We start from the raw sequence: 23929 nt of genomic DNA, 5'->3' as shown, positions 1-23929 counted from the left end.
CTGGGTCCCGCGCACCGGCGCGGGGCCCAGCCACGCTGTGGGATCGCGCTGCGTCGGTCCGGGGCATCGTCCGCGCGGTGCCGCGAAGGGCGGGCGGGTGCGCGGGGCCGGGGCGTACGGGTACGGGAAGGCTCAGGTCACCAGTCCGCCGAGCTTGCGCAGTGACTCGTTGAGCGCGGCCGTCGCCGAGTCCTTCAGCTTCCCCGCCATGAGTGAGACCGCGGCTCCGGTGAACTCGCCCTCGATACGGACCCGTGTCGCGTCGCCCTCCGGGGTGAGGGAGTAGCGGTTGCCGACGCTGACACCCATCGGCCCCGTGCCCCGGATGCCCAGCAGCCGTCCGGCCTCGAACTCGTCCACCGTCCAGGTGATCTCGGCGGGGAATCCCATGAGCTTCATGTTCTCCTCGTAGGTGGCCCCCAGCTCCAGTGAGGCCGGGCCGCCCTTGGGGAAGCCGGTGTGCATCGCGTTCCACCGGTCGTACCCGGTGAAGTCCGTCAGCTGGGCCCAGACCCTCTCGGCCGGTGCCTCGATACGGGCCTCGGCGGTGACTTCGGCCATACGACCACCCCTCCATGTCGGATCACGGTGTCGCGGAACGTAGCCGTAGTGCCCCGAACATTCAATACTGATGAACAGTCAGATGTGTTCGACCAGCTGGTGGTGCCAGATCTCGGCGGAGTCGAAGCGGTCCGAAGCGCGGGGGTGCGGTCCCTCGTCGTGGCAGTGGAAGGCGGCCCAGAAGACATCCGCGGGAAGCGCGTCGGACGGCGCGTACACCCGGTACACGTACTCCCGCCCGTCGACCGAGGGCAGGGCGACCATCCAGAACATGTGGGAGGGGACGCGCGTCCGGTGTCCTCCGGTTGCCGCCCAGGGCAGGTGTAAGGGGCCGGGAAGTGCGGTCCCGGCGCGGGCCGCGGCGGGCGGAAGACCTTCCGGGGCGGGTGAGCGGGACAGTCCGACCCCTTTGGGAGGATCACCGATATCTCATCCGTAAGGAGGAGTATTCGGCCGTCCGTACCCGACTTGGGTGGGAGGGCGGAATGGGCCCGGACGGGGACGCCCCCGCTTCCGGCGGCTGATGGGGTAGGAAGCGTGCACCATCCCGTCCCGCGATTGCCCCGGCAGCCCGTCGTCCCCCGTGCGGAGGCCGACGCCCGGCTGACCGCCGAGCTGGCCTCGGTGGTCGAGGGTGCGCGCCGCCGGGCCCTGCGGGACGGTGACCGGCAGATCGACACCGCCCATCTGCTGCACTCGCTGCTGGAGTCGGACCCCGAGGTCCGTGCCCTGTTCCGCCCCGGCCCAGGGGTCGCACGGGTGCTCGGCTATCTCGTACAGCGCAGCATCGGCTACGGCCTGCGCTGGCAGGGCTCGGTGGAGGACTCGGGCGCCGTCCCCGTCGTCCGTGATGTTCCCGCGGCCGGTTCCCGCACCCCGGGACCCTCGGGAGCGGGCTGGTCGCCGTCGGCCGCCACCGCCATGGAGGGCGCGCTGCGGCGGGCGGAGTCGTACGGGCGGCAGCGCGCCGCCGGCGTCGATCTGTTCGCCGCTCTGGCCGCCGATCCCGAGTGCCGGGCGATGGAGGTCCTGCGCGGCGCGGGCATCGACATCCGCCGGCTCGACGGGCTCGACCCGGGGGACGGCGCGGCGCTGGCCGCGGCCGAGTGACGGCACGTCTCGACATGCGTCACGGGGTCGACGGTGCTGACCCTCGCTGACATGATGTGCCGATGCAGCAGGCGTCTTCGGGAAAGAGCGCGGGCCTGGCGATAGCCCTGGTCTCGGCGTTCGCGTTCGGTGGATCGGGAGTGGCGGCCAAGCCGTTGATCGAGGCGGGGCTCGACCCGCTGCACGTGGTGTGGCTGCGGGTGGCCGGAGCCGCGCTGATCATGCTGCCGCTCGCCTGGCGCCACCGGGACCTGGTGCGCCGTAAACCCGTACTCCTCCTCGGGTTCGGACTGCTCGCCGTCGCGGGTGTGCAGGCGTTCTACTTTGCCTCCATCTCCCGGATCCCCGTCGGGGTCGCGCTGCTGGTCGAGTACCTCGGTCCGGCGCTCGTCCTCGGCTGGATCCGCTTCGTCCAGCGCAGGCCCGTCACTCGCGCCGCCGCGGTCGGCGTGGTGCTCGCGGTCACCGGCCTCGCGTGTGTCGTCGAGGTCTGGGCGGGGCTCGGCTTCGATGTGCTCGGACTGCTGCTCGCGCTGGGGGCCGCGTGCTGCCAGGCGTGCTACTTCATCCTGTCGGACCACGGCGCCGACGGGGAGGACCGGGCGGACCCGCTGGGGGTCATCGCCTATGGACTCCTCGTCGGCGCGGCCGTGCTGACGCTGGTCGCGCGCCCGTGGGGCATGGACTTCTCGATCCTCGGCGGGGAGGTGGGCATGGGCGGGACCCGGGTCGCGGCCTGGCTGCTGCTCGGCTGGGTGGTACTGCTCGCGACCGTGCTCGCGTATGTCACCGGCGTGGTCTCCGTACGGATGCTGTCCCCGCAGGTCGCGGGCGTGGTGGCCTGTCTGGAGGCGGTCATCGCGACGGTGCTGGCCTGGGTGCTGCTGCGGGAGCATCTGTCCCTGCCGCAGATCCTGGGCGGTGCGCTGGTACTGGGGGGCGCGCTGATCGCCCAGTCCCAGGCGCCGAAGGCGCCGTCGGGGCCGATCGCCTCCGGGCCCGGCACGGAGACCTCCCGGCCGCCGGGAGGTGCGGATCCGCACGGACAACCCGCCACGGCACCGGCGGTGGCCACCGTGAACGCGGCCGGGGAGGACACCTCGGAAGGGGAGTTGTCGGCCGGGCGCACGGGGACGTAGGCTGCCGATCATGCATTCGACCGTCCTTCCGCCGCCTGCCGCTTAGCGCGGGCGGCCAGCCGTTGACGAAGACCGGGCTCGGGCAGTCCCCGAGCGGTTCGTTGCTGCCCGCGTGACGGAGCAGAGCGACCAGCCACCCCGTTCTTCCCACGGAGACCACACGTGTCGAATCTTTCCTCCGCTCCCGCCGTCGGTGTGCCCGCGCAGTCGCCGGCACCCGCGTCCGTCGGGCGGAGCCTCCTCTATCTGAGCATCGCCGGGATCGCCTGGGGGACCGCGGGCGCCGCCGCCTCGCTGGTCTTCGGGGTCAGTGATCTCGGACCGCTCTCCCTGTCCTTCTGGCGCTGTCTCGGAGGGCTGGTGCTGCTGTTCGGAGCACTCGCCCTTCGGGCGCGGCGCGCGCGTACGGCCGTCACGCGCCCCGTCCCGGTCCGGGCCGAGTCCCGGCGCAGGCGGCTGATCCGGATCCTCGGTACGGGGATCGGGCTCACCGTCTTCCAGAGCGCCTACTTCGCCGCCGTCCAGGCCACCGGGCTCGCCGTCGCCACCGTCGTCACCCTGGGCGCCGGACCCGTACTGATCGCGGTCGGCGCACGGCTCACCATGGGTGAGCGGCTGGGCCGGGGCGGGGTCATCGCGGTCGCCGGGGCGCTCATCGGTCTGGCGGTCCTGGTGCTGGGCGGCGAGGGCGGTACGGTCCGGCCGGCCGGCATTCTGATCGCCCTGCTCTCGGCGTCCGGGTACGCGGCGATCACCCTGCTGGCGCGCCGGCTCGGGCGCGACGGAGGCGGTGACCCGCTGTCCACGACGGCCTGGGCCTTCGCCGTCGGCTCGGTCTGCCTGCTGCCGATGGCGCTGGCCGAGGGGCTGATGCCGCACAGCGCGAACACCGGGGACATGGTCCGGGTGATCGCGCTGCTGACGTATGTGGCCGCGGTGCCGACGGCGCTCGCGTATGTGCTCTACTTCGCCGGTGCCGCCGTCGTCCGCGCCGCGACCGTGTCCGTGATCATGCTCCTGGAGCCGGTGGGCGCGGCGGTGATCGCCGTGACGCTGCTGGGTGAGCGGCTGACGGCGGCGACGGCGGCGGGCACTCTGGTGCTGCTGTCGGCGGTGACAGCGCTCGCCTTCGCGGAGACGCGGACGGCGCGGCCGGTGCGTGAGGGGCGGGTGGGGCCGGTGAGCGGACCGGAGTGAGAGTGCGCGTCCTCGCTCCGGGCCCGGTCGCTCACCGGGGGCCTCCGGCCCGGTCGCTCACCGGAGGCCGGGGCGGGCGCCCCGGTCGTCAAGTCCGCGGGGCCCGGCCGCTCGAAGGGAGCGGGGCTCGTGTCCAGGAAACCCGCAGGTGGCCCGGCCGGGCGCCGGAGCAGGACCGGCGCCCCCGCGCCACGCGGCGGCTCACCCCGCCGAGAGGCGGACACTCACAGCATCGTGAGGTAGTCCGGCAGCGCGGTCGAGGGTGCGAGATCCTCCGCGGGGACCGGGGTGCCGTACGACGGCTTCAGCGGGACGACCCCCGCCCAGTACGGGAGTTCCAGGTCCTCGGGGTCGTCGTTGGGCGGGCCCGAGCGGAGCTTGGCCGACACCTCGTTCAGATCCAGGCGGATGACGGCCGTGGCCGCCAGTTCCTTCGGGTTCGCCGGCCGGGAGTCCCGGGACCGTCCCGGGACGACCTGGTCCACCAGGGCGTCGAGGGCGGCGCGCTTCTCCTCGGGATCCGTGACCTGGTGGGCCGGGCCGTGGACCACGACCGAGCGGTAGTTGATCGAGTGGTGCATCGCGGAGCGCGCCAGCACCAGGCCGTCGACGTGCGTCACCGTCAGACACACCGGGAGCCCGGGGTCCGCCGCGCCGGTCATCCGCAGGGGGCGGGAGCCCGTCGAGCCATGGACGTACAGCCGGTCCGCGATCCGGGCGTAGAGCGTCGGCAGCACCACGGGCGCCCCGTCGCGGACGAAACCGAGATGGCACAGATACGCCGTGTCGAGTATCGAGTGGATCAGCTCGCGGTCGTAGGAGGCCCGTTCGCGGGAGCGGGTGGGGACGGTGCGGTCGGTGGTTTCGTAGGACGTGATCGTGTCCGGCACGGCGGTCTCCTTTGCGTCCTGTATTGCACTAGTGCATAATTCTGTTTGTGCTAGGAGAGTATCGGATCGAAGGTCGGCGCGCATCGGACATCGCCGCCAGTGTCGAGCGCGCCGTCGGCACCGGAGGGCTGGAGCCCGGACAGCTGCTGCCTCCCATGCGGGAGCTGGCCGAGCGGCTGGGGGTCAATCCGAACACCGTCGCCGCCGCCTACCGGACCCTGCGCGAGCGCGGGATCATCGAGACCGCGGGCCGCCGGGGCAGCCGGGTGCGCTCCCGCCCGGCCAGCACCGCGCGCGGGTCCATCCGGGTCGAGGCGCCCCCGGGCGTACGGGATCTGAGCGAGGGCAACCCGGACCCCGCGCTGCTGCCCCCGCTGGAGGAGGCCCTCGCCGCGGCGGCCCGGGAGAACCGCAGGTCCCCGTCCCAGGGGCTCTACGGAGGGGCGACCGTCGTCCCCGAGTTCGCGCGGCTCGCCCGGGCCGCGCTGGACGCCGACGGGGTGCCGGACGGGCCGGTCGCCGCCACCTCCGGCTCGCTCGACGCCATCGAGCGCGTACTCGCCGCCCATCTGCGCCCCGGGGACACGGTCGCCGTGGAGGATCCCGGCTGGGGAAACCTGCTCGACCTCGTGCCCGCGCTCGGGCTCAGGCCGGTGCCCGTACGGGTCGACGACGACGGCCCTCTCCCCGGCGAGGCGGCCCGGGCGCTCGGCTCGGGCGCCCGGGCGCTCATCGTCACCGACCGCGCGCAGAACCCGACGGGTGCCGCGGTCGGCGCGGCGCGCGCGCGTGAACTGCGCACCGTCCTGGCCCGGTTCCCCCAGGTCCTGCTCATCGAGGACGACCACGGCCACGGCATCGTCGATCTGCCGCTGCACCCGCTGGCCGGGGTCACGGACAGCTGGGCGTTCGTCCGCTCCACCGCCAAGGCGTACGGCCCCGATCTGCGCGTCGCCGTACTGACCGGCGACCGGATCACCGTCGACCGGGTGACGGGACGGCAGTTCGTGGGACCCGGCTGGGTCAGCAGACTGCTCCAGCGGGCGGTCGTCCACCTCTGGGCGACGGAAGCGGTCGATCCGCGTGCGGTGGCCGCGTCGTACGCGCGGCGGCGGGACGCGCTCATCGAGGCGCTGGCCGGTCGCGGTATCGAGGCGCACGGGCGCAGCGGGCTGAATGTTTGGGTGCCGGTCCCGGACGAGACGGGTGCCGTGGCCCGGCTGCTGCACGCGGGGTGGGCGGTCGTCCCCGGGGCCCGCTTCAGACTGGCCTCCCCGCCGGGTGTGCGGCTCACGGTGTCGGGCCTGAGCCCGGACGAGATCGGCCGGGTCGCCGACGCGGTGGCGGCGGCCGCCGGTCCCACCAGGGCGCGCAGCTACGGCTGAGTGGCCGGCTGCCGGCAGACGGGTTCAAGCGTCACGGCCCCGGTGGCCTTCGCCGGCTTCGGCCGGGTCTGGGTCAGGGCCGCCCCCAGCAGCACGATCAGCGCGCCCACCGGGGTGTACCAGTCCAGCCGCTCACCGAGGATCAGCACTCCCGCCGCCGTGGCGACAACGGGGATGAAGTAGGTGACCATATGCGCGGCCGTCGGGCCGACGTCGTCGACCAGGCCGTACTGGAGCAGCAGCGCGAACCCGGTCCCCAGCGTCCCGAGGGCGAGGACCGCCAGCAGCGGAACGAGCGGGAACGACGTCGGGAACGTGGTGAACACCGGAGTCACCAGGGCGAGCTGAACCGTGGCGAGCAGCAGCTGGCCCCCGGTGAGGGAGAGATTCGAGTGGCCGCTGCCCGCCAGGGTGCGGCGGACGTAGATCCAGCCGACCGCGTAGCTGAGAGCGGCGGTCAGCGCCAGCGCGGTGCCGGTGGCGTCCAGCCCCGAGAAGCCCTGCCAGGCGCCGAGCACGGTCAGCACCCCGATGAAGCCGAGGCCGAGCCCGGCGACCCGGCGGCGTGTGGGGCGGTCCTCGGAGAGCGCCACCAGGGAGAGGGCCATCCCCCACAGCGGCGATGTCGCGTTGCAGATACCCGCCAGGGTGGAGGAGATCGTCAGCTCCGCGAACGCGAACAGCGAGAACGGGAGCGCGTTGACGAAGAAAGCGGCCACCGCCAGATGCGCCCAGGTGCGGATACCGCGTGGCAGCCGCTCGCGGCGCACCGCCATGGCCACGGCCAGGACCGCCGTACCGAAGAACAGACGGCCCAGGGTGACCTGGAAGGGTGCGTACGCCTCCGTTCCGACCTTGATCAGCAGAAAGCTGAAGCCCCACACCACGGAGAGGACCGCGAAGCGGGCGCGCCAGTCGAGCCGGGGGCGGTGGCGGACGGCGGGGGACAGGGCGGCTGAGGTCATGGACCTCAGCCTCACCCATGAGATCTCGTAGAACAAGCGAGAAAATGTTGGTGCATTCGATTAGCATTGCTTACATGTTGAACCTGGAACGCCTGCGGACCCTGGACGCGCTCGCCCGCCATGGTTCGGTCAGCGCCGCGGCCGACGGACTGCATGTCACGACGTCCGCCGTCTCCCAGCAGATGGCGAAGCTCGAACGGGAGGTGGGCCAGCGGCTCCTCGCCAAGAACGGACGCGGGGTGCGGCTGACCGACGCCGGACGGCTGCTCGCCGACCACGCGGCCCGCATCCTGTCCCAGGTCGAGCTGGCACAGGCCGATATCGAGGCACAGCGGGGACAGGTCGTCGGAGAGGTCGGGGTCTGCGGCTTCCCGACGGCGGCGCGCGGGCTCTTCCCGCAGGCCGTCTCGGACCTGCGTACCGCCCACCCCGAACTGCGCGTCCGTACGAGGGAGCTGGAACCGGAGGACGGCATCGCGGCCGTCGTCCGAGGCGATCTCGATCTCGCCGTGGTGCTCGACTGGAACAACAAGCGGCTGCCCACGCCCGGCGGACTCGCCCGGGCGCGCCTGCTCGACGACGTGGCCGATGTCGCCGTGCCCGCGGGCCACCGGCTCGCGGGGCGCTCCGAGGTCGATCTGGAGGACTTCGCCGAGGACGACTGGGTGTCCTGGCCGGAGGGCGGATTCTGCTACGAGTGGCTGGTGTTCACGCTCCGCGCGAAGAAGGTCGAGCCGCGGATCCAGCACTTCGCGGGGGAGCACCACACCCAGATGGCGCTGATCGCGGCCCGGTGCGGGGTCTGTGTCACGCCCAGGCTCGGGCGGGGGACGGTGCCGGAGGGCGTGGTGATCATCCCCGTACGGCAGCGGGTGTACCGCCATGTGTACGCGGTGTGGCGCGCCGACGCGGACCGCCGGCCCTCCATCAGGGCGACGGTCGACGCGCTGCGGGTGGCGGGGACCCAGGCGCAGGGGTGACGGCCGGACCGGCGGCGGGGGCGGAAGCCCAGGGGTGACGGCCGGACCGGCGGGGGAGTCCGCTGCCGGTCCGCTTGGGCGGGTGCCGGTCCGCGTGGTCGGGGAGTACGAAACCCGCCCCGATCCTTGGTGGCAGCGGCCGAGCCCGGGGTGTGTCCGGCTGCCTACGGTGGTGGGGCACCGCTCCCGGCGATCCCGGGGGCGGTGCCGCTGAACAGCGACTGATCCCGTACGCCGGGGGCGATCCGCCGGACGCGGGTGCGCCCGGCAGTGGTGCGTCCGAGAGAGGTGCGCCCGGCAGTGGTGCGCCCGGGCGTGGGTGCCGCTGTGCCCGGCCTGCCCGAGTCCGCCCGAAGGAGCCGTTCATGACCAGCGAATCCCGCCGGCGCCGAGGTGCGCGGGATCATGGGCCGGCAGATCCGGCAGCACCGGCTCTCCGCCGGATTCGAGGACGCAGTCCTGGTGTCCGGCAAGACCGGAACGCCCTGGGGCATCAGGAACGAGATCGGTGTCGTGGAGTACCCCGACGGGCGGCGCTACGCGGCGGCGGTGTCCCTGCGGACCCGGTCGTCGGCGCTGCGTCTCCCGAAGGCGGACGCGGCCATCGGAAGGGCGGCCCGGGTGGCCGTCGATCTGCTCCGCGCGTGAACCGTCGCGGGCCCGGCCCCGCCGGCTGACGCGCGCATCCGGGTCGCCGGAGTCCGGGGCGGCCGGGCTGCCACCCGCGTTCCCGCTCGTACGCGATCAGGGGTGGTGCGAGCCGCAGGGCGGCCGTGACCGTGGCCCGTCCGTAGCGCGGCCGCTGACCGTGACCTGGCCTGCGCCGCGCCCTCCGGGTGATCGTGACCCTGGCCGTGGCCCGTACCGCGGTCCGCCGGGTGCCCGCGGCCGTCAGCCGTGCGTTCCGTCCCTGCCGCACCGGTGCCGAGCCCGTCGAGGTCACAGCTTGCGGAAGTCCCAGGACACGATCGCGTCGGGTGTCAGCCGCAGCCAGGCGTGCCGGCCGTCGTGGGGCATCTCGTCCAGACCGAAGTTCTTCCGCGCGAAGAGCCGCTCCGGCTCCTCCAGTTCGGGGCAGGGCTCGCCTGTGCGCGGTGCCTCGCCGACGAAGGCGGCCGTGCCCGACAGCTCCACGCCGCGCAACTCGCCGTACTCCTCGCCCGCGTCGACGACCACCGCGAGCGGGGAGCCGCGCCCCAGCTCGGCCCACCGGCGGCTGCGGGTGATCGAGTACAGCCACAGCGACATCCCGTCCCAGACGAACCAGAGGGCGCTGATATGCGGACGGCCGTCAGCCGAGACGGTGGCGACCCGGCAGGTGCGCTGCTCCGCGAGGAAGGCGTCCCGTTCCCCGGGCGTCATCATGATCCGGCGGCCCCGGCGCTGGGTGACGGCCATGGCGGCTCCCTCCAAGAGATCTGACTAAGTGTCAGGAATCATGGATGCTCTTCCCTCCTCGCGCAATGGGGGATACATTCGCGCGCCCCGACCCGGAAGGGGAAGCGGATGCCGTCATCGGACCGGCTCGACCGACTCGCCCGGCAGCTCGTCCCGTCCACCACCGTGCTGCTGACCGTGGAATGCCAGCGGGGCGTCGTCGGCGAGGAGAGCGCGCTGCCCGAACTCGCCGCCGAGGCCACCTCGTCCGGCGCGCTCCAGCAGGTCGCGCGGCTGGTCGCGGGCGCCCACGAAGCGGGCGTACAGGTTCTGCACGCCGTGGCGGAACGCCGCCCCGACGGACGGGGCTCCAGCGGCAACGCCCGTCTCTTCCGCGCCGCCGCCCGCCTCCCCGTACAGCAGTACTCCGGCAGCCCGGCCGTCGCGATCGCGCCCCCGATCGAGGTGGCGGACGAGGACATCGTCGTCCGCAGGCTGCACGGCCTCTCGCCCATCGCGGGCACCGACGTCGACGCGCTCCTGCGCAATCTGGGCTGCCGTACGGTCCTGATCACCGGCGTCTCGGCGAACATCGCCGTCCCCAACGCCGTGTTCGACGCCGTCAACCTCGGCTATACGGCGGTCGTTCCCGCGGACGCCATCGCGGGGGTGCCCGCCGATTACACCCCCGCGATGATCCGCAACACCCTCGCGCTCGTCGCCACCATCACGACCAGCGACGCGGTTCTGGCCTGCTGGAGAGGTCAGGGCGGGCACCCGGCGCCGGAACGCGGGGGCCCTACGCCCGGATGATCGAGTCGCCGTCCACCCTGATCGACGTGGCCGGCAGCGGAGCGGTCGCGGGACCGCCCTGCACGCTGCCGTCGCTCGCGTCGAAGGCGCTGTTGTGGCAGGGGCAGTTGATGACGTTGTTCTGGACCCCCGCGACCGCGCAGCCCTGATGGGTGCACTTCGACGAGAACGCCTTGAACTCGCCCGCCACCGGCTGGGTGATCACCACATCGCCGATGACCTTCCCGCCGCCCTGGGGAATGTCCGCGACCTTGGCGAGCACCGTGCCCGCGCCCCCCGTGTCACCGCCGGAGGTACCGCTGCCCGCCGACCCGGAACTCCCGCCGTCGTCGTCCGATCCACAGGCGGTCAGCGCCACCGTCAGGCCTGCCCCGCCCACCGCCACGACGACGGTCCGGCGGGTGACGGCGCGAGGCGGCCTCGGCGATCCGGTCATGGTTGTGCTCCCTCTGCTCACGGTCCGGTCCCGGCAGGCCGGATGACCGGCCGGTTCTCCTTCGTGATGTTCTACGGACCCGCGCGAGAAAACGTTCAGATTCAACCATCGTTCCCGACGTCTTCGGGAAGTCCGGCTCAGGGGCAGGCGGCCGGTTGTCCGCTCCCGCCGGGCGCACCGGGCTGACACGGCGATACGGACCCCTCGGCCGGCGGCGGTGCGACGGCCGGATCGACGAGCCCTGGAGCAGGCCGCGATCATGCCCGGGGCCGACCGCGGACGCGGAGAACACCGTTGGACCAGCAGCGCTCCGGCGACGGACGCGCCCGCCCGCAGGCCGCGCCGACCGTCGGCGCGCGGGCGCGGCATAGCCTGGGGAAATGCTCACAGAAGTGATCGCGACCCGCTATGTCACCCCCCTGCGTGAGGGCGGCTCGCTCCCGGGGATCGTCGAGGCCGACGATCTCGGTACGTACGTCATGAAGTTCACCGGCGCCGGACAGGGCCGCAAGACCCTGGTCGCCGAGGTCGTCTGCGGCCGGCTCGGCCACCGGCTCGGACTGCGGGTCCCCGAGCTGGCCGCGATCCAGCTCGACCCGGTGATCGGACTCGGCGAGCCCGACCAGGAGGTGCAGGAGCTGCTGAAGGCGAGCGGGGGGCTCAATCTCGGAATGGACTTCCTGCCGGGCTCGATCGGTTTCGATCCGCTCGCCTACGAGGTCGATCCCGCCGAGGCGGGCCGGGTCGTCTGGTTCGACGCCCTGATCAACAATGTGGACCGCTCCTGGCGCAACCCCAATATGCTGGTCTGGCACGGCGACCTGTGGCTCATCGACCACGGCGCCACCATGATCTGGCACCACAACTGGCCCGGGGCCGCCGTGTCCGCGGCCAAGCCGTACGACGCCTCCGACCACGCGCTCGCCCGGTTCCGGCCGGACATCGAGGCCGCCGCGGCGGAACTGGCCCCGCTCGTCACCGAGGAACTGCTGACCGAGGTCACCGCCGATGTGCCCGGCGAGTGGCTGACCGACGAGCCGGGCTTCGACACCACCGACGCCCTGCGGCGCGCCTATGTCGAGGCCCTGCTGCCGCGTGCCTCCACCATCCACGAGCGGATCACCCTCGCGGAACCCTCCGGGCCCCGCCCCTCCGCGGCCCCCGGCTGGCTCACCGGACGTCCGTCCGCCGCCGGGAAGGACGCCGGCGCATGAGCGGTGGACGCATGGTCTTCGAGTACGCGCTGCTGCGGGTGGTGCCCCGGGTCGAGCGCGGTGAGTGCTTCAACGCCGGGGTGGTCGTCTACTGCCGGGCCGCGTCCTTCGTCGCCGCCCGTACCCATCTGGACGAGGTGAAGCTGCGAGCGCTGGACTCCGGGGCCGACGCGACGGGCGTACGGGCGGCGCTGGGCGCGATCGAGGGCGTCTGCCTCGGCGGGGACGGTGCCGGGCAGGCGGCCCGTGACGACGCGGGCCGCCGTTTCCGCTGGCTGGTCGCGCCGCGCTCCACGGTCGTGCAGCCCGGACCGGTGCACACCGGGCTCACCGAGGACCCGGAGGCGGAGGTGGAGCGGCTGTTCGGGCTCCTCGTGAGATGACCGTGACCCGGCGCACCCGGTGGGCCGTTGACACCGGGTGCCAGGGCTTCTAGCGTCACGTCTGCTGAAGGTACTAAGCGGTTGCTCATCCGAGTGGCGTACGGCCGCGCCGGACGGCCGCACCGCATTCCCAAGGGCGAGGAGAACAAGCATGTCCACCACCGAGCAGCGTGTCGCGGTCGTGACCGGGGGAGCGCGGGGCATCGGCGCGGCCACCGCGATCCGGCTGGCGGCCGAGGGCCGTGCCGTCGCCGTACTCGACCTCGACGAGACGGCCTGCAAGGACACGGTCGAGAAGATCACCGCGGCCGGCGGCACGGCCGTCGCGATCGGCTGTGACGTCTCGGACGCCGCCCAGGTGGAGGCCGCCGTGGCGCGGGTCGCCGCCGAACTCGGCGCCCCGGTGATCCTCGTGAACAACGCGGGCGTCCTCCGCGACAACCTGCTGTTCAAGATGAGCGAGTCCGACTGGGACACCGTGATGAACGTGCACCTCAAGGGCGCGTTCCTGATGGCCCGCGCATGCCAGAAGCACATGGTGGACGCCGGGTTCGGCCGTATCGTCTCCCTGTCCTCGTCCTCCGCGCTCGGCAACCGGGGCCAGGCCAACTACGCCGCCGTCAAGGCCGGACTCCAGGGCTTCACCAAGACCCTCGCCAAGGAACTGGGCAAGTTCGGCATCACCGCGAACGCCGTCGCCCCCGGGTTCATCGTCACCGAGATGACCGCGCAGACCGCCGCCCGGGTCGGTATGGGCTTCGAGGAGTTCCAGGCGGCCGCCGCGTCGCAGATCCCGGTCCAGCGCGTGGGCCGCCCCGAGGACGTCGCCCGTGCCATCGCCTTCTTCACCGGCGACGACGCCGGATTCGTCTCGGGCCAGGTGCTGTACGTGGCCGGCGGACCGCTCAACTGACACGGAGGACAGGGAGAACTCTGAGATGGCTGAGATGAACGAGCAGAGCACGGGTACCGGGGCCGGGCAGGTGCCCGACAGCGGCAGGGTCGCGCTGATCACCGGTGCCAGCCGGGGCATCGGATACGGGATCGCGCAGGCGTTCGTCGCGCGGGGCGACCGGGTGTGCATCACCGGCCGCGGTGAGGACACCCTGAAGGAGGCGGTGGAACGGCTCGGCGCCGACCGGGTGGTCGCGATCGCGGGCAAGGCCCACGACGAGGCGCACCAGGCCGCCGCCGTCGAGCGGACCATGGAGGCGTTCGGCCGCGTCGACTTCCTGGTGAACAACGCCGGCACCAACCCGGTCTACTCGCCGATCGCCGAACTCGACCTCAATGTCGCGCGCAAGGTCTACGAGACCAATGTGATCTCCGCGCTCGGCTTCGCCCAGCAGACCTACCGGGCCTGGCAGAAGGAGCACGGCGGTGCGATCGTGAACATTGCATCCGTCGCCGGTCTCGCCCCTTCTCCCTTCATCGGTGCTTATGGGATGAGCAAGGCGGCCATGGTCAATCTGACCCTGCAACTGGCGCACGAGTTCGCTCCCGGAGTTCGGGTCAACGCGATCGCGCCCGCAGTGGTCAAGACCAAATTCGCCGAGGCTCTCTACGAGGGCCGGGAAGCCGAAGCGGCCGCCGCGTACCCGCTCGCGAGGCTCGGTGTGCCCGAGGACATCGGGGGCGCGGCGGCCTTCCTCACTTCCGATCAATCCGATTGGATCACAGGACAGACATTGGTCGTCGATGGCGGTATCTTCCTCAACGCCGGAGTGCATTGAGCAACCTGCGTCATTTATCGCCGAATGATCCAAGTGCCCTGCCGGGACTCCGTGTTGAACCGGCGGGGCGCTGCGGTATGGTCGGCCGGTCCAGGCTGAACGAGGAGCGTGCGCACGTGTTCTACCGGAACTGTCTGCAGGGCACTGCGGCCCTGGCGTCCATATCCCTGCTCGCGGGATGCGGTGTGTTCGCCGACGCGGAAGCCGATGGTCAGCAGAGGATTTCGGTCGGCACGATGAGTGAGCCCTCGTCGCTCGATCCGGCCGCCGCCTGGGACGGTTCATGGGAGTTGTACCGGAATGTCTTCCAGACTCTGCTGAGCTTCCCGACCGGTAGCTCCACCCCGCAGCCCGACGCCGCGAAATCGTGCCAGTTCACGGACGCCGTCAACAAAGTCTATGAGTGCGAACTGCGGGCGGGGCTTACATTCTCCGACGGGGAGAAGCTCGACGCCGAGGCCGTGAAGCACTCCATCGACCGCATTCGCACGATCGACGCGGCCAGCGGGCCGAACGGACTGCTCGGCTCTCTCGCCAAGGTGGACGTCACCGGCGACCTCGTCGTGAAATTCACGCTCAAGACCTCCGACGCCACCTTCCCCTACATCCTGGCCACGCCCGCCACTTCTCTCGTGGCGCCCAAGCAGTACCCGGCGGACAAGCTCCGCGAGGACGGCAGGATCACCGGCTCCGGTCCCTACGTTCTCCATTCGTACAGCAAGGGCGACCGGGCCGAGCTGAGCAAGAACAGCAGGTACGAGGGCTTCGCCAAGCGCCGGAACAATGCGGTGACGATTCGCTATTTCAAGGACTCCGGGGAGATGGTCGGTGCGCTGAAGCAGAAGCGGATCGACGCGATTTACCGCGGGCTGAGCGCCGCCGACGTCATCGAACTCCAGAAGGGGGCCCCGGAGAAGGGGCATCTGCGGCTGACGGAGACCGTCGGGGCCGACATCCGCTATCTCGTCTTCAACGCCAAGGACCCGGTGGCCGGCAATCGGGCCGTCCGCAGGGCGATCGCGCAGATCGTCGACCGCGGAGCGCTGGTGAACAAGGTCTACCAGGGCACGGCCGAGCCTCTGTACTCGATGGTGCCGAAGGGCATCGCCGGTCACACCACCGAGTTCTTCGACCGCTTCGGCGAGCCGAACGCGGCGACCGCGCGGGAGACCCTGGAGGATGCGGGCATCGACGAGCCCGTCGAGCTGACCTTCTGGTACACCACGGACCGCTACGGCTCCGCCACCGCGTCGGAGTTCGCCGAACTCAAGCGGCAGCTGGAGGCATCGGGCCTCTTCAGGATCACCATCCAGGGCAAGCCGTGGGCCGAGTTCCAGAAGGGGTACAATTCCGGCGCCTATCCGGTCTTCGGCCGCGGCTGGTTCCCCGACTTCCCGGACCCGGACAACTTCATCGCCCCGTTCGTCGGCGAGAACAACGCTCTCCGCACGCCCTACGAGAGCCCCGAGATCACCAATGAGCTGCTGCCCAGGTCCCGGCGCGAGACGGACCGCGGCGCGGTGACCGACCAGTTCGAGCGGGCGCAGGAGATCATCGCCGCGGACGTCAGGCTGCTGCCGCTGTGGCAGGGCAAGCTGTACATCGCCGCCAGCGAGGAGATCGGCGGCGGTGAGCGCGCCCTCGACCCGACGACGGTCATGCAGCTGTGGGAGCTGTTCCGCAAAGCCAGCTGGTAGGCCTCTGACCTGGGGAGGAAGGGACGCGGGGCGCATTGTCGGTGGGGCCCGGTAGGTTCTGTGGCGGTAACTGAACACGTTCTGGAGGTTGTTGACGTGACCGACACCGACATGCTGCCCGAGTCCTGGCGCGGCGTCCTCGGCGAAGAGCTGCAGAAGCCCTATTTCAAGGAGCTGACCGAGTTCGTCGAGGAGGAGCGGGCGAAGGGGCCGGTCTACCCGCCGCGCGAGGAGGTCTTCGCCGCCCTCGACGCCACACCGTACGACCAGGTGAAGGTGCTCATCCTGGGCCAGGACCCCTACCACGGGGAGGGGCAGGGGCACGGCCTGTGCTTCTCGGTGCGGCCGGGCGTCAGGACTCCGCCGTCCCTGCGGAACATCTACAAGGAGATGCAGGCGGAGCTGGGGCACCCCATCCCGGACAACGGCTATCTGATGCCCTGGGCCGAGCAGGGCGTCCTGCTGCTGAACGCGGTTCTGACCGTGCGGGCCGGGGAGGCCAACTCCCACAAGGGCAAGGGCTGGGAGAAGGTGACGGACGCGGTGATCAGGGCCGTGGCCTCCCGTCCCGACCCGGCCGTCTTCGTCCTCTGGGGCAATTACGCGCAGAAGAAGGCACCTCTGATCGACGAGACCCGGCATGTGGTGGTGAAGGGGGCCCATCCCTCGCCGCTGTCCGCGAAGAAGTTCTTCGGCTCGCATCCGTTCACCCGGATCAACGAGGCGGTCGCCGCCCAGGGCCATGAGCCCATCGACTGGCGCATCCCCGACCTCGGCTGAGGGATCACGAGGGCCTTGGGGGTTTGTCCGGGCGCTCCGGCGGGGTCCGGGCGCTCAGGCGCCCGGCTGACGGGCTCGGGCCTGGTGCCCGAGCCTGTCCGGCTTTGCCCCTCGTCGCGGTTAGCGTCGTTGTTGCGTTGATCCGGACGTCCGGTCGTGGATCTTCGCCAATATTCGGCGTACGACGGTGGGAGGCCACGGTGACGGAGCAGCGGGAGACATCGGACGATGCCGTCATGACCCGGATCGGGCAGGCGGTCATGCTGCTGCACGTCGGCGACCGCGAGGAGGCGAGGAATCGGTTCGGCGCGCTGTGGTCGGAGATCGGGGAGACGGGCGACGTACTCCATCGCTGCACCCTCGCGCACTATATGGCGGACACCCAGGACGACCCCGGTGACGAACTGGCCTGGGATCTGCGGGCGCTCGCCGCGGCGGACACCCTGGAGGAGGTGTGGCCCGTCCGGCCCGAGACGGCCGCCGGGGTCCGGGCGCTGTACCCCACGCTCCATCTCAGCCTGGCCGCCGGCTATCTGAAGCTCCGGCGTCCGGAGGACGCGCGCTTCCATCTCGACCGGGCGCGCGGCGCGACCGGGGCACTGGGCCACGACGGCTACAGCACGGGGGTGCGCGCCGCGATCGAGCGGCTGGAGTGGAGGCTGAGGGGGGAGTGACCCGGGGCCCGGTGGTTCCGTGGGCACAGCCGGCCGGGGCCGGCGCTCGCGTACGGCTCCAGGCTTCGGCCACCGAGGTGGTCGTGTAGGGCGGGCCCGGGAGCCGTGCCCCGCTGGTTCCGGCCGTGGCCGGGGTCCCGGGCATGGGCGGGTGCGCCCCGACCGGCGGATTCCCGACTACGGTACGCACCTCCGCCCCGGCCTCCGGGCCGTCGCGGTCGCCCGGACCCCGGCGTGCGCACCGGGCAGCGCCGTTCGCCGGTCATGACGCGGGCGCTGACGGCAGCCCCGGGTTCAGGCGCCCGACGCCTGTCTGCACATACGGGCCTCCGGGCCGTCCCGCCGCCAGCCTCCATAGCTCTCGCCGAGGGCGCAGACGTCCGGGCCGAGGGAGGGCAGGGCGGGCAGCGGCGGCAGGGGCACCCGCGGCCCCGGGCGCGGGACCGGAGCCGTCCGCCGGACCGGCGGTTCGGAGGCGCGGGGCTTCCTCGGCTGCCGTACGCGCGAGGGCTCGGCCGAGGAGGTGGGCACGGGCGCGGCGGACGACGGCGGTACGGGCGGGGCCTCCAGCGCCTCGCGGCCGGGGCCCTGCACGATCTGCGGACGTGCGGCCGGTGCCGGGCTGGTGATTCCGGGGTCCGGCGGAGGTAAGGGGCGGGGTTCCACGGCCACACAGGCGGAGGCGGTCAGCCCGGAGGCCGCCCAGAGCGCCATGGAGACCAGGTTCCCGGCCTTCTTCGCGGTGGTTGTCGATCTCACGCGGGCCACTCTGCTGTCCGCGGGGCCCGTTCACGCCCGTACGGGCGGACAATGGCCCGCACGGGTGAATGCCCCGGCCCCGTGCGGTCGCCGAGCTGGTCGTCGGGGCCGACGTCATCCACTCGGGCGTACGCGGTGCTCGCCGGCCCCGACCTGACCCACGGCGGCAACGAGGCCGTCGAGGACGCCGTCGTGCTCGCCCGCCACGTGGTGCCCGGCGGGGACCCGGGGCCTCACTCGCCGCGTACAGCGCCGACCGGCTGCCCCGTACCAGGGTCGTCGTCCGCAGGGCCGCGCGGGCGGCGCGGATGATCGCGGTGACCGGGCCCGTGGGCGTCGCCGTCCGCGACAACCTCATCGCGGCCGTCTCCCGCTTCGGCCCCGGCTCCGTCCTGCGAGCCTTCGACGGCATCGGCGGCCGGCAGCCGCCGGGGCGCCCGTATGCTGACCGGGGTCGGAACGGATGAGCGACAGGGTTTCGGGGAGGATCTGTGAGGGTCGGCTGCATCGGTCTGGGGGATATCGCCCAGAAGGCGTATCTGCCCGTGTTCAGCTCGCTGCCGGGCATCGAACTGCATCTCCAGACCCGCACCCCGGCCACCCTGGAGCGGGTCGGCGACCGCTACCACGTCCCGGCGGACCGCCGGCACACCACCCTCGACTCCCTGCTCGACCGTGATCTGGACGCGGCCTTCGTCCACGCGCCCACCGCCGCGCACGCCGAGATCGTCTCCACCCTCCTCGAAGCCGGAGTCGCGACGTTCGTCGACAAGCCGCTGGCGTACGAACTGGCCGACGCCCATGCGCTGGTGGACCTCGCCGAGACACGGGGCACCAGCCTCGCCGTCGGCTTCAACCGCCGTCTCGCACCCGGCTACGCGCAGTGCCTCGAGCATCCGCGCGAGCTGATCCTGATGCAGAAGAACCGGGTCGGCCTGCCCGAGGACCCGCGCTCCCTCGTCTACGACGACTTCATCCATGTCGTCGACACCCTGCGCTTCCTGGTGCCGGGGACCGTCGAGCACACCGATGTCCGTGCCCGGATCGTCGACGGGCTGATGCACCATGTCGTCCTCCAGCTCTCCGGCGACGGGTTCACCGCCATCGGCGTGATGAACCGTATGAGCGGCTCTACGGAGGAGATCCTCGAGGTGTCGGGTCAGGACACCAAGCGCGAGGTGCGCAATCTGGCGGAGATCGTCGACCACAAGGGGCAGCCGAGCGTCCGCCGCCGGGGCGACTGGGTCCCGGTCGCCCGCCAGCGCGGGATCGAGCAGGCCGTGCACACATTCCTCGACGCCGTGCGCGCGGGCAGGTTCCTCAGTGCCCGGGACGCGCTGAGAACCCATGAGCTGTGCGAGCGGGTGGTGCTCCGGGCCCTCGAACAGGCCGCCTGAGCCGCCGGACGCCCTCCGTCGCGGCCAGCGCCACCAGCACCCCGGCCGCCCCGTACACGGCCCAGTCGCCGTACCGGACGAACAGAGTGCTTCCCCGTGCCAGCGGAATGTCGTAGACCGCCGCCGCACTGGTCCGTGTGGACAGCTCCGGCCCGATCCGGGCGCCGTCGGCGCCGTACACCGCGCTGACGCCGGTGAGGGTGGCGTGCACCATCGGCCGGCCGCTCTCGGCGGCGCGCACCGCACCGAGTGAGGCATGCTGCTCGGGGGCCCAGCTGTTCTGGAACGTCGATGTCGCCGACTGCGCGACGAGCAGCTGGGCACCGTGCCGGGCCAGCTGCCGGCTCATATCGGGGAACGCGGTCTCGAAGCAGATCAGCGGCCCGATGCGCGGCCCGCCGTCCGGCAGGTCCATCACCACCTGGTGGGTGCCGCGCAGCCGGTCCTCGGGCGCCGCCTTGCCCACCGAGGTCGCCCAGCCGAGCAGACTCCGGGCCGGGATGTACTCCCCGAAGGGGACCAGCCGCATCTTGTCGTAGTGCGCGCCGGTCGGGCCCCGGGGGCCCACCAGCACGGAACTCTTGTAGATCCCGCCCCTGCCGGACGCGTCCACCCGGCGGGCGTCCACATTGACCAGCAGATCCGCGCCGACGTCCCGTGAGAGCGCCGCCAGCCGGTCCGCCAGCGCGGGGTGCTCACGCAGGTCCTCGCCCACGCTGCTCTCGCCCCAGACCACCAGATCGAGTTTCCGTCCCGCGAGCGAACGGGTCAGCTCCTCGCCGCGGGCGAACCGGCGTTCGGGGCCGGATATCCCGTCGTGCACACCCGGCTGGACGATCGCGACCCTGGCCCGCCCGTACTCCTGCGGCCGGGGGGCCCACGCCCAGACCGCCGCGGTCACGACCGCGCACGCCACCGCACCGCCCACGGCCGCCCTGCGGGCCGTCGGTACCGCGATCAGCGCGGTCACGGCGGTGTTCACCGCCAGCACCAGCAGGCTCACCAGCCATACGCCGCCCACGGAGGCCAGCCGCAGGGCGGGGGGAACCTGCCACTGGCTGGCGCCCATCAGCCCCCAGGGGCCGCCGAGGGCGTCCCAGGACCGGACCAGTTCGATCATCAGCCAGCCCGAGGGGACCGCCGCCACGGCCGCCGCGGCACGGGCCGTGGACGGCCTCCCGCCGAGCATCCGGCGGACCAGCCACCCCCAGGGCGCCCACAGCACACCGAGCAGTGCCGCCAGGACGACGATGAAGACATGCAGGCTCGGTATCAGCCAGTGGTGGACCGCGATCAGGAACCCGATGCCGCCGAGCCACCCCTCCAGCGCCGCCCGGCGGCCCGTCGGCGCGGTCCGTATCAGCAGCATCCACGGCACCAGGGCGATATACGCGAACCACCACAGGGACGGATCCGGAAAGGCCAGCGCGGGCAGCGCGCCCGCCACCACGGCGGCGACGGCACGCCCACCGGCGACGGCACGCTCACCGGCGACGACGCGTCCCCCGGGGACGGTCCTCATGTCCGCGCCTCCTCGTCCTGCCGCTCGGTCGCCCGCCGGGGGACCGCGAGCGGCGCGCCCCCTCCAGTGTGTGCGCGGGCAGGGCGTCGATCAACACGGTCACCGGTGGCCCACCACCCGGCCGGCCGGTGCCGCGACGGGCCCCGGCCGCCGGAGTATCTTCCGGCGTCGCTCCGGCGTGCTGCGTGTGCTCCGGTGCTCTCAGGGGCCGGCCGGTCGAGCCGTCGCCCGGCCGGGTGGGCCTCAGTCGTGTGCGGGCGCGCCCGGCCCGCGCCGCCACTTCTCGCTGATCACCACGCTGCTCAGCCGCCAGCCGCCGTCCGCGCGCACCAGCCCGAAGGCGTAGCGGCCACCCGAGAGGAAATCGTCGCCCGACTCCAGCCGCATCGGGTTCACATAGTCCGCGTCCACCTCCGCGCGGTCGCCCGGATAGCCGCCCAGGTCCTGGATGCGGACCCGGCGGTTGACGATGAGGTGCTGGCGTACGGGAAAGAGACGCATCGTCTCGGCCATCCAGTCGGCGACCTCCCGCGCCGGGCCCTCGATCCCGCCCGAACTGCGGTAGTCCGCCCGCCCGTCCCGGGTGAACAGGGCCCGGTAGGCGTTCCAGTCGGCGTCGTCGACGGCCACCGCGTACCGGGTGACCAGATCGTCGATGGCCAGCCGGTCCATCACCGTCGAGAGATCCACTCGCTGCGTCATCGGCTCAGTCTCGGGCAGCCGTCCGCCGGGGCCAAGAGCCATGCACGCCAGTCACCCGTACTCGGCGCGCAAACGGTCGATCTTCCGCCAACCCGGCCGGTGTTCTTCCGCCAACCCGGCCGGTGCCGTGGAGGAAACCACGCGCGCGTGCCGCTTCCCGGCCGCCGGCCGGTGCAGGCCGGGCTGTCGGGGCGCACGGGCCGGGAGCCGGTCGCAGCAGTACATGTGCGGGGTACGCCCGCCGCCAACCGGGTCACGGGAGAGCACGGTTCGGTCACGGACCATCGGCCGGTGGAGGGACAGGATGTCCGGACGACAAAGACGGGACGTCCGGGCGATGGAGACGGGACGTCCGGGCGATGGAGACGGGACGTCCGGGCGGTCGACGGGGACCCTCCGTATCGCCGCCGGACCGGGGGGCGCCGGACCGGCCGCCCGTTCAGCGCGGTGTCACCGCCTGACGGCCTTCAGAACGACGAACTTCGGGTCGCTCGCCATGACCTCGCAGCCACCGAAGAGCCGTCGCAGCCGCACGTGGTAGCCGAGGTGCCGGTTGCCGACGACCCACAGTTCGCCGCCCGGCCGCAGGGCCCGCCGAGCGTCGCCGAACATCCGGCGGGCCGTCGCGTCGGTGGTCGCCCGGTGCGAGTGGAACGGCGGATTGCTGAGCACCAGATCGACCGAACCGTCCGGCATCCCGGCCAGACCGTCACCGGCCACGAACTCGGCCTTCTCGCCGGAGGTGACATTGTCGCGGTAGGTCGCCTCGGCGGACGCCACCGCGGAGTACGACTCGTCCACGAAGACCACCGACGCCTCGGGGTTGCCGAGGGCCGCGGCCGTGCCGATCACACCGTTGCCGCAGCCCAGGTCCACCACCCGCTCGGGTCCCCGCCGCACGGGGAGGGCGCCGAGGAAGAAGCGGGTGCCGATGTCCAGCCGGTCGGCGCAGAAGACGCCCGCGTGGTTGGTCACCGTCCGGCCGGAGAGCACCCCGATGCCGTCGGGCAGCGCGTAGCGGAGCGGCCAGGGGCCGGGGACCCGTGCGAGGGACGGGTCCGGCGTACAGAAGATCAGCCGTGCCTTCCGTACCGCCAGGGAGGTCTTCGTGGGGCCGATGATCCGCTCGAACAGCCTCAGCGTGGAGGTGTGGATCTCGCCGACCATCCCGGTGCCGACGACCACGGTTCCCGCGTGTACGGCCGAGGCGAGCCGGTGCAGCTGGTCCTCCAGGAGCGCCAGGCTCTTCGGCACCCGTACGAGCAGCACGTCGACGCTCGCGGGCGGGGTGTCCCTGGCGGACAGCAGCCGGACCGGGGCGTCCCCGGCTCCGTTGCGCGCCAGAGCGGCCCGGGTCGCCCGCTGCCCGAGGAGGGAGTCCGTGATCTGTACGACGGACGCCCCCGATACGGGCCCCCGCGCGGCGAGCGACACCGTGAGGGCACCCCAGCGGTCGCCGACGACGGCCACCGTCCCGGACAGCGGGATGCCCGACTCGTCGAGGTGTCGCAGCAGATACGCGTCGGAGGCGTCCCAGGCGCGGAAGGGGTCGCGGGGGTCCTCGGGGGAACGGGCGAGTGCGACGTCGCCCCAGGGCGTGGTCAGACGGTTCATCGTGCCATCAGGCTAGCCGAGCCGGGACGGGGTCCCGTCAGGCGTTCGCGGATGTGGGGGGTGGGGGATCAGGCCGCCCGGTCGACGTGCTCCAGCGCCGCCGCCCACTTCAGGACGAGGGCCTCGTACTCCGAACGCCGGTCGTCGGGCAGCTGTCCATCGGCCCACAGGTCACGGATCCGGGCGTTCAGCTCGGCCGCGGTGACGAGCGTCGAGGGGGGCGCGGCAGTCTCTGACTCGCGTGGAAGGGGGGACATGCGAACAGGTTACGGCTTACCGGGAGGTCCGTAACCCCCGCGGCGGCGGACGGCGTCCCCCGCGGGCGCCGGGGCGGCGGTCCGCCGTACGCCTTCCGGGCGGGTGAACAGGGGCGTTCCCGGGATCGGGCCGCCGGCCGGCCCGGCCGCCGAGCCCGGGCCGCGTGATGAACCTCATGGCATGCGCCGGCCGCCGGGGCGCCCGGGCGAGGGCGCGCACCGGGAAGCGGCGGTCGCCGGACGGCGCCGTGCGTCCGGACGCACGGAGCGGGTGCCCGGGCGCAGCCCTCGTACACCCCGGCCGTACGCGGAGGCGGTCACCGGCGCGGGCATCCCGGCCGGGT

Annotated in this window: 26 protein-coding genes; 15 read left to right on the top strand and 11 right to left on the bottom strand. The window is 72.4% G+C overall.

Annotated features, from left to right (window positions below; all coding sequences use genetic code 11):
• Positions 1-132 precede the first annotated feature (132 nt).
• Positions 133-561 (bottom strand): SRPBCC family protein, encoded by a 429-nt coding sequence (locus ACIBCM_RS24835; protein WP_399246705.1) that lies wholly within the window; start codon positions 559-561, stop codon positions 133-135.
• A gap of 78 nt (positions 562-639) precedes the next feature.
• Positions 640-834 carry a hypothetical protein gene (locus tag ACIBCM_RS24830; protein ID WP_399246703.1) on the bottom strand — a complete coding sequence of 65 codons (195 nt, stop codon included), beginning with the start codon at positions 832-834 and terminating at the stop codon, positions 640-642.
• 264 nt (positions 835-1098) lie between these two features.
• On the opposite strand from ACIBCM_RS24830, the gene ACIBCM_RS24825 reads away from it, so the two are divergent.
• The 3 genes from ACIBCM_RS24825 (at position 1099) to ACIBCM_RS24815 (ending at position 4007) form a co-directional block, all read left to right on the top strand.
• Complete coding sequence (locus ACIBCM_RS24825; protein WP_399246701.1) at positions 1099-1671, top strand: Clp protease N-terminal domain-containing protein; 573 nt, start codon at positions 1099-1101, stop codon at positions 1669-1671.
• Between the two features lie 62 nt (positions 1672-1733).
• Positions 1734-2810 (top strand): EamA family transporter, encoded by a 1077-nt coding sequence (locus ACIBCM_RS24820; protein WP_399246699.1) that lies wholly within the window; start codon positions 1734-1736, stop codon positions 2808-2810.
• Positions 2811-2972: 162 nt separating this feature from the next.
• On the top strand, positions 2973-4007 hold the full coding sequence (locus ACIBCM_RS24815; RefSeq protein WP_399246697.1) for a DMT family transporter: 1035 nt from the start codon (positions 2973-2975) through the stop codon (positions 4005-4007).
• Between the two features lie 224 nt (positions 4008-4231).
• On the opposite strand, the gene ACIBCM_RS24810 is transcribed toward ACIBCM_RS24815, so the two are convergent.
• On the bottom strand, positions 4232-4897 hold the full coding sequence (locus ACIBCM_RS24810) for a pyridoxamine 5'-phosphate oxidase family protein (protein WP_399246695.1): 666 nt from the start codon (positions 4895-4897) through the stop codon (positions 4232-4234).
• 47 nt (positions 4898-4944) lie between these two features.
• Here ACIBCM_RS24810 and ACIBCM_RS24805 point away from each other — a divergent pair, with 47 nt between their 5' ends.
• Entirely contained in the window at positions 4945-6282 is a 1338-nt protein-coding gene (locus tag ACIBCM_RS24805) for an aminotransferase class I/II-fold pyridoxal phosphate-dependent enzyme (RefSeq protein WP_399246693.1), read from the top strand.
• Here ACIBCM_RS24805 and ACIBCM_RS24800 read toward each other — a convergent pair.
• Positions 6273-7247 (bottom strand): DMT family transporter, encoded by a 975-nt coding sequence (locus ACIBCM_RS24800; RefSeq protein WP_399246692.1) that lies wholly within the window; start codon positions 7245-7247, stop codon positions 6273-6275. The two genes, ACIBCM_RS24805 and ACIBCM_RS24800, sit on opposite strands and share 10 nt — an antisense overlap.
• A 74-nt stretch (positions 7248-7321) precedes the next feature.
• Here ACIBCM_RS24800 and ACIBCM_RS24795 point away from each other — a divergent pair, with 74 nt between their 5' ends.
• Entirely contained in the window at positions 7322-8227 is a 906-nt protein-coding gene (locus ACIBCM_RS24795; RefSeq protein ID WP_399246690.1) for a LysR family transcriptional regulator, read from the top strand.
• A 393-nt stretch (positions 8228-8620) separates the two neighbouring features.
• Positions 8621-8875, top strand: a complete 255-nt coding sequence (locus ACIBCM_RS24790; RefSeq protein WP_399246688.1) for a serine hydrolase — start codon at positions 8621-8623, stop codon at positions 8873-8875.
• Between the two features lie 291 nt (positions 8876-9166).
• Here ACIBCM_RS24790 and ACIBCM_RS24785 read toward each other — a convergent pair whose 3' ends face one another.
• The gene (locus ACIBCM_RS24785) at positions 9167-9625 is read right to left on the bottom strand and encodes a pyridoxamine 5'-phosphate oxidase family protein (RefSeq protein ID WP_399246686.1); all 459 of its coding nucleotides are present in this window, start codon (positions 9623-9625) and stop codon (positions 9167-9169) included.
• 108 nt (positions 9626-9733) lie between these two features.
• On the opposite strand from ACIBCM_RS24785, the gene ACIBCM_RS24780 reads away from it, so the two are divergent.
• Entirely contained in the window at positions 9734-10417 is a 684-nt protein-coding gene (locus tag ACIBCM_RS24780) for a cysteine hydrolase (RefSeq protein ID WP_399246684.1), read from the top strand.
• Here ACIBCM_RS24780 and ACIBCM_RS24775 read toward each other — a convergent pair.
• Positions 10404-10853 (bottom strand): Rieske (2Fe-2S) protein, encoded by a 450-nt coding sequence (locus tag ACIBCM_RS24775; RefSeq protein WP_399246682.1) that lies wholly within the window; start codon positions 10851-10853, stop codon positions 10404-10406. The genes ACIBCM_RS24780 and ACIBCM_RS24775 overlap by 14 nt on opposite strands.
• A 380-nt stretch (positions 10854-11233) precedes the next feature.
• On the opposite strand from ACIBCM_RS24775, the gene ACIBCM_RS24770 reads away from it, so the two are divergent.
• The 7 genes from ACIBCM_RS24770 to ACIBCM_RS24740 all read left to right on the top strand — a co-directional run bounded on the left by ACIBCM_RS24770 (position 11234) and on the right by ACIBCM_RS24740 (position 17334).
• Positions 11234-12067: a HipA family kinase gene (locus ACIBCM_RS24770; protein WP_399246680.1), complete on the top strand. Its 834-nt coding sequence runs from the start codon at positions 11234-11236 to the stop codon at positions 12065-12067.
• On the top strand, positions 12064-12450 hold the full coding sequence (locus ACIBCM_RS24765) for a DUF3037 domain-containing protein (protein ID WP_399246678.1): 387 nt from the start codon (positions 12064-12066) through the stop codon (positions 12448-12450). The genes ACIBCM_RS24770 and ACIBCM_RS24765 overlap by 4 nt, the downstream gene beginning before the upstream one ends.
• Before the next feature lie 151 nt (positions 12451-12601).
• The gene (gene fabG / locus ACIBCM_RS24760; protein WP_399246676.1) at positions 12602-13363 is read left to right on the top strand and encodes a 3-oxoacyl-ACP reductase FabG; all 762 of its coding nucleotides are present in this window, start codon (positions 12602-12604) and stop codon (positions 13361-13363) included.
• Between the two features lie 34 nt (positions 13364-13397).
• Positions 13398-14183, top strand: a complete 786-nt coding sequence (locus tag ACIBCM_RS24755; RefSeq protein WP_399246754.1) for an SDR family oxidoreductase — start codon at positions 13398-13400, stop codon at positions 14181-14183.
• Between the two features lie 116 nt (positions 14184-14299).
• Positions 14300-15880 (top strand): ABC transporter substrate-binding protein, encoded by a 1581-nt coding sequence (locus ACIBCM_RS24750; RefSeq protein ID WP_399246674.1) that lies wholly within the window; start codon positions 14300-14302, stop codon positions 15878-15880.
• A gap of 96 nt (positions 15881-15976) precedes the next feature.
• Positions 15977-16660 carry a uracil-DNA glycosylase gene (locus tag ACIBCM_RS24745; protein ID WP_399246672.1) on the top strand — a complete coding sequence of 228 codons (684 nt, stop codon included), beginning with the start codon at positions 15977-15979 and terminating at the stop codon, positions 16658-16660.
• 200 nt (positions 16661-16860) lie between these two features.
• Positions 16861-17334: a hypothetical protein gene (locus tag ACIBCM_RS24740; RefSeq protein WP_399246670.1), complete on the top strand. Its 474-nt coding sequence runs from the start codon at positions 16861-16863 to the stop codon at positions 17332-17334.
• 294 nt (positions 17335-17628) lie between these two features.
• Here the strand turns inward: ACIBCM_RS24740 and ACIBCM_RS24735 are convergent, their stop codons facing one another.
• Positions 17629-18093 carry a hypothetical protein gene (locus ACIBCM_RS24735; RefSeq protein ID WP_399246668.1) on the bottom strand — a complete coding sequence of 155 codons (465 nt, stop codon included), beginning with the start codon at positions 18091-18093 and terminating at the stop codon, positions 17629-17631.
• A gap of 491 nt (positions 18094-18584) precedes the next feature.
• On the opposite strand from ACIBCM_RS24735, the gene ACIBCM_RS24730 reads away from it, so the two are divergent.
• A complete protein-coding gene (locus tag ACIBCM_RS24730) occupies positions 18585-19490 on the top strand; it encodes a Gfo/Idh/MocA family protein (RefSeq protein ID WP_399246666.1) in 906 nt (301 codons plus the stop codon).
• On the opposite strand, the gene lnt is transcribed toward ACIBCM_RS24730, so the two are convergent.
• The 4 genes from lnt to ACIBCM_RS24710 all read right to left on the bottom strand — a co-directional run bounded on the left by lnt (position 19414) and on the right by ACIBCM_RS24710 (position 23585).
• Complete coding sequence (gene lnt, locus ACIBCM_RS24725) at positions 19414-21012, bottom strand: apolipoprotein N-acyltransferase (protein ID WP_399246664.1); 1599 nt, start codon at positions 21010-21012, stop codon at positions 19414-19416. The genes ACIBCM_RS24730 and lnt overlap by 77 nt on opposite strands.
• A gap of 243 nt (positions 21013-21255) precedes the next feature.
• Positions 21256-21714 carry a nuclear transport factor 2 family protein gene (locus ACIBCM_RS24720; RefSeq protein ID WP_399246663.1) on the bottom strand — a complete coding sequence of 153 codons (459 nt, stop codon included), beginning with the start codon at positions 21712-21714 and terminating at the stop codon, positions 21256-21258.
• A gap of 450 nt (positions 21715-22164) precedes the next feature.
• Positions 22165-23328, bottom strand: a complete 1164-nt coding sequence (locus ACIBCM_RS24715) for a methyltransferase (protein ID WP_399246661.1) — start codon at positions 23326-23328, stop codon at positions 22165-22167.
• A gap of 68 nt (positions 23329-23396) precedes the next feature.
• Positions 23397-23585: a hypothetical protein gene (locus ACIBCM_RS24710; RefSeq protein ID WP_399246659.1), complete on the bottom strand. Its 189-nt coding sequence runs from the start codon at positions 23583-23585 to the stop codon at positions 23397-23399.
• Between the last annotated feature and the right edge of the window lie 344 nt (positions 23586-23929).

Source organism: Streptomyces sp. NPDC051018, from assembly GCF_044456085.1.
Classification (GTDB): Bacteria; Actinomycetota; Actinomycetes; order Streptomycetales; family Streptomycetaceae; genus Streptomyces.
Note: the sequence above shows the minus strand (reverse complement) of the source record. Positions and strands in the feature narration are given on the sequence as shown.

Bases quoted from the DNA above. Each gene is read 5' to 3' on its own strand.
- ACIBCM_RS24765 (WP_399246678.1), top strand. From the start codon at position 12,064: ATGAGCGGTGGACGCATGGTCTTCGAGTACGCGCTGCTGCGGGTGGTG.
- ACIBCM_RS24835 (WP_399246705.1), bottom strand. From the start codon at position 561: ATGGCCGAAGTCACCGCCGAGGCCCGTATCGAGGCACCGGCCGAGAGG.
- ACIBCM_RS24820 (WP_399246699.1), top strand. From the start codon at position 1,734: ATGCAGCAGGCGTCTTCGGGAAAGAGCGCGGGCCTGGCGATAGCCCTG.
- ACIBCM_RS24770 (WP_399246680.1), top strand. From the start codon at position 11,234: ATGCTCACAGAAGTGATCGCGACCCGCTATGTCACCCCCCTGCGTGAG.
- ACIBCM_RS24755 (WP_399246754.1), top strand. From the start codon at position 13,398: ATGAACGAGCAGAGCACGGGTACCGGGGCCGGGCAGGTGCCCGACAGC.
- ACIBCM_RS24785 (WP_399246686.1), bottom strand. From the start codon at position 9,625: ATGGCCGTCACCCAGCGCCGGGGCCGCCGGATCATGATGACGCCCGGG.
- ACIBCM_RS24710 (WP_399246659.1), bottom strand. From the start codon at position 23,585: ATGTCCCCCCTTCCACGCGAGTCAGAGACTGCCGCGCCCCCCTCGACG.
- ACIBCM_RS24830 (WP_399246703.1), bottom strand. From the start codon at position 834: ATGTTCTGGATGGTCGCCCTGCCCTCGGTCGACGGGCGGGAGTACGTG.
- ACIBCM_RS24720 (WP_399246663.1), bottom strand. From the start codon at position 21,714: ATGACGCAGCGAGTGGATCTCTCGACGGTGATGGACCGGCTGGCCATC.
- ACIBCM_RS24800 (WP_399246692.1), bottom strand. From the start codon at position 7,247: ATGACCTCAGCCGCCCTGTCCCCCGCCGTCCGCCACCGCCCCCGGCTC.
- fabG (WP_399246676.1), top strand. From the start codon at position 12,602: ATGTCCACCACCGAGCAGCGTGTCGCGGTCGTGACCGGGGGAGCGCGG.
- ACIBCM_RS24715 (WP_399246661.1), bottom strand. From the start codon at position 23,328: ATGAACCGTCTGACCACGCCCTGGGGCGACGTCGCACTCGCCCGTTCC.
- lnt (WP_399246664.1), bottom strand. From the start codon at position 21,012: ATGAGGACCGTCCCCGGGGGACGCGTCGTCGCCGGTGAGCGTGCCGTC.
- ACIBCM_RS24780 (WP_399246684.1), top strand. From the start codon at position 9,734: ATGCCGTCATCGGACCGGCTCGACCGACTCGCCCGGCAGCTCGTCCCG.
- ACIBCM_RS24775 (WP_399246682.1), bottom strand. From the start codon at position 10,853: ATGACCGGATCGCCGAGGCCGCCTCGCGCCGTCACCCGCCGGACCGTC.
- ACIBCM_RS24795 (WP_399246690.1), top strand. From the start codon at position 7,322: ATGTTGAACCTGGAACGCCTGCGGACCCTGGACGCGCTCGCCCGCCAT.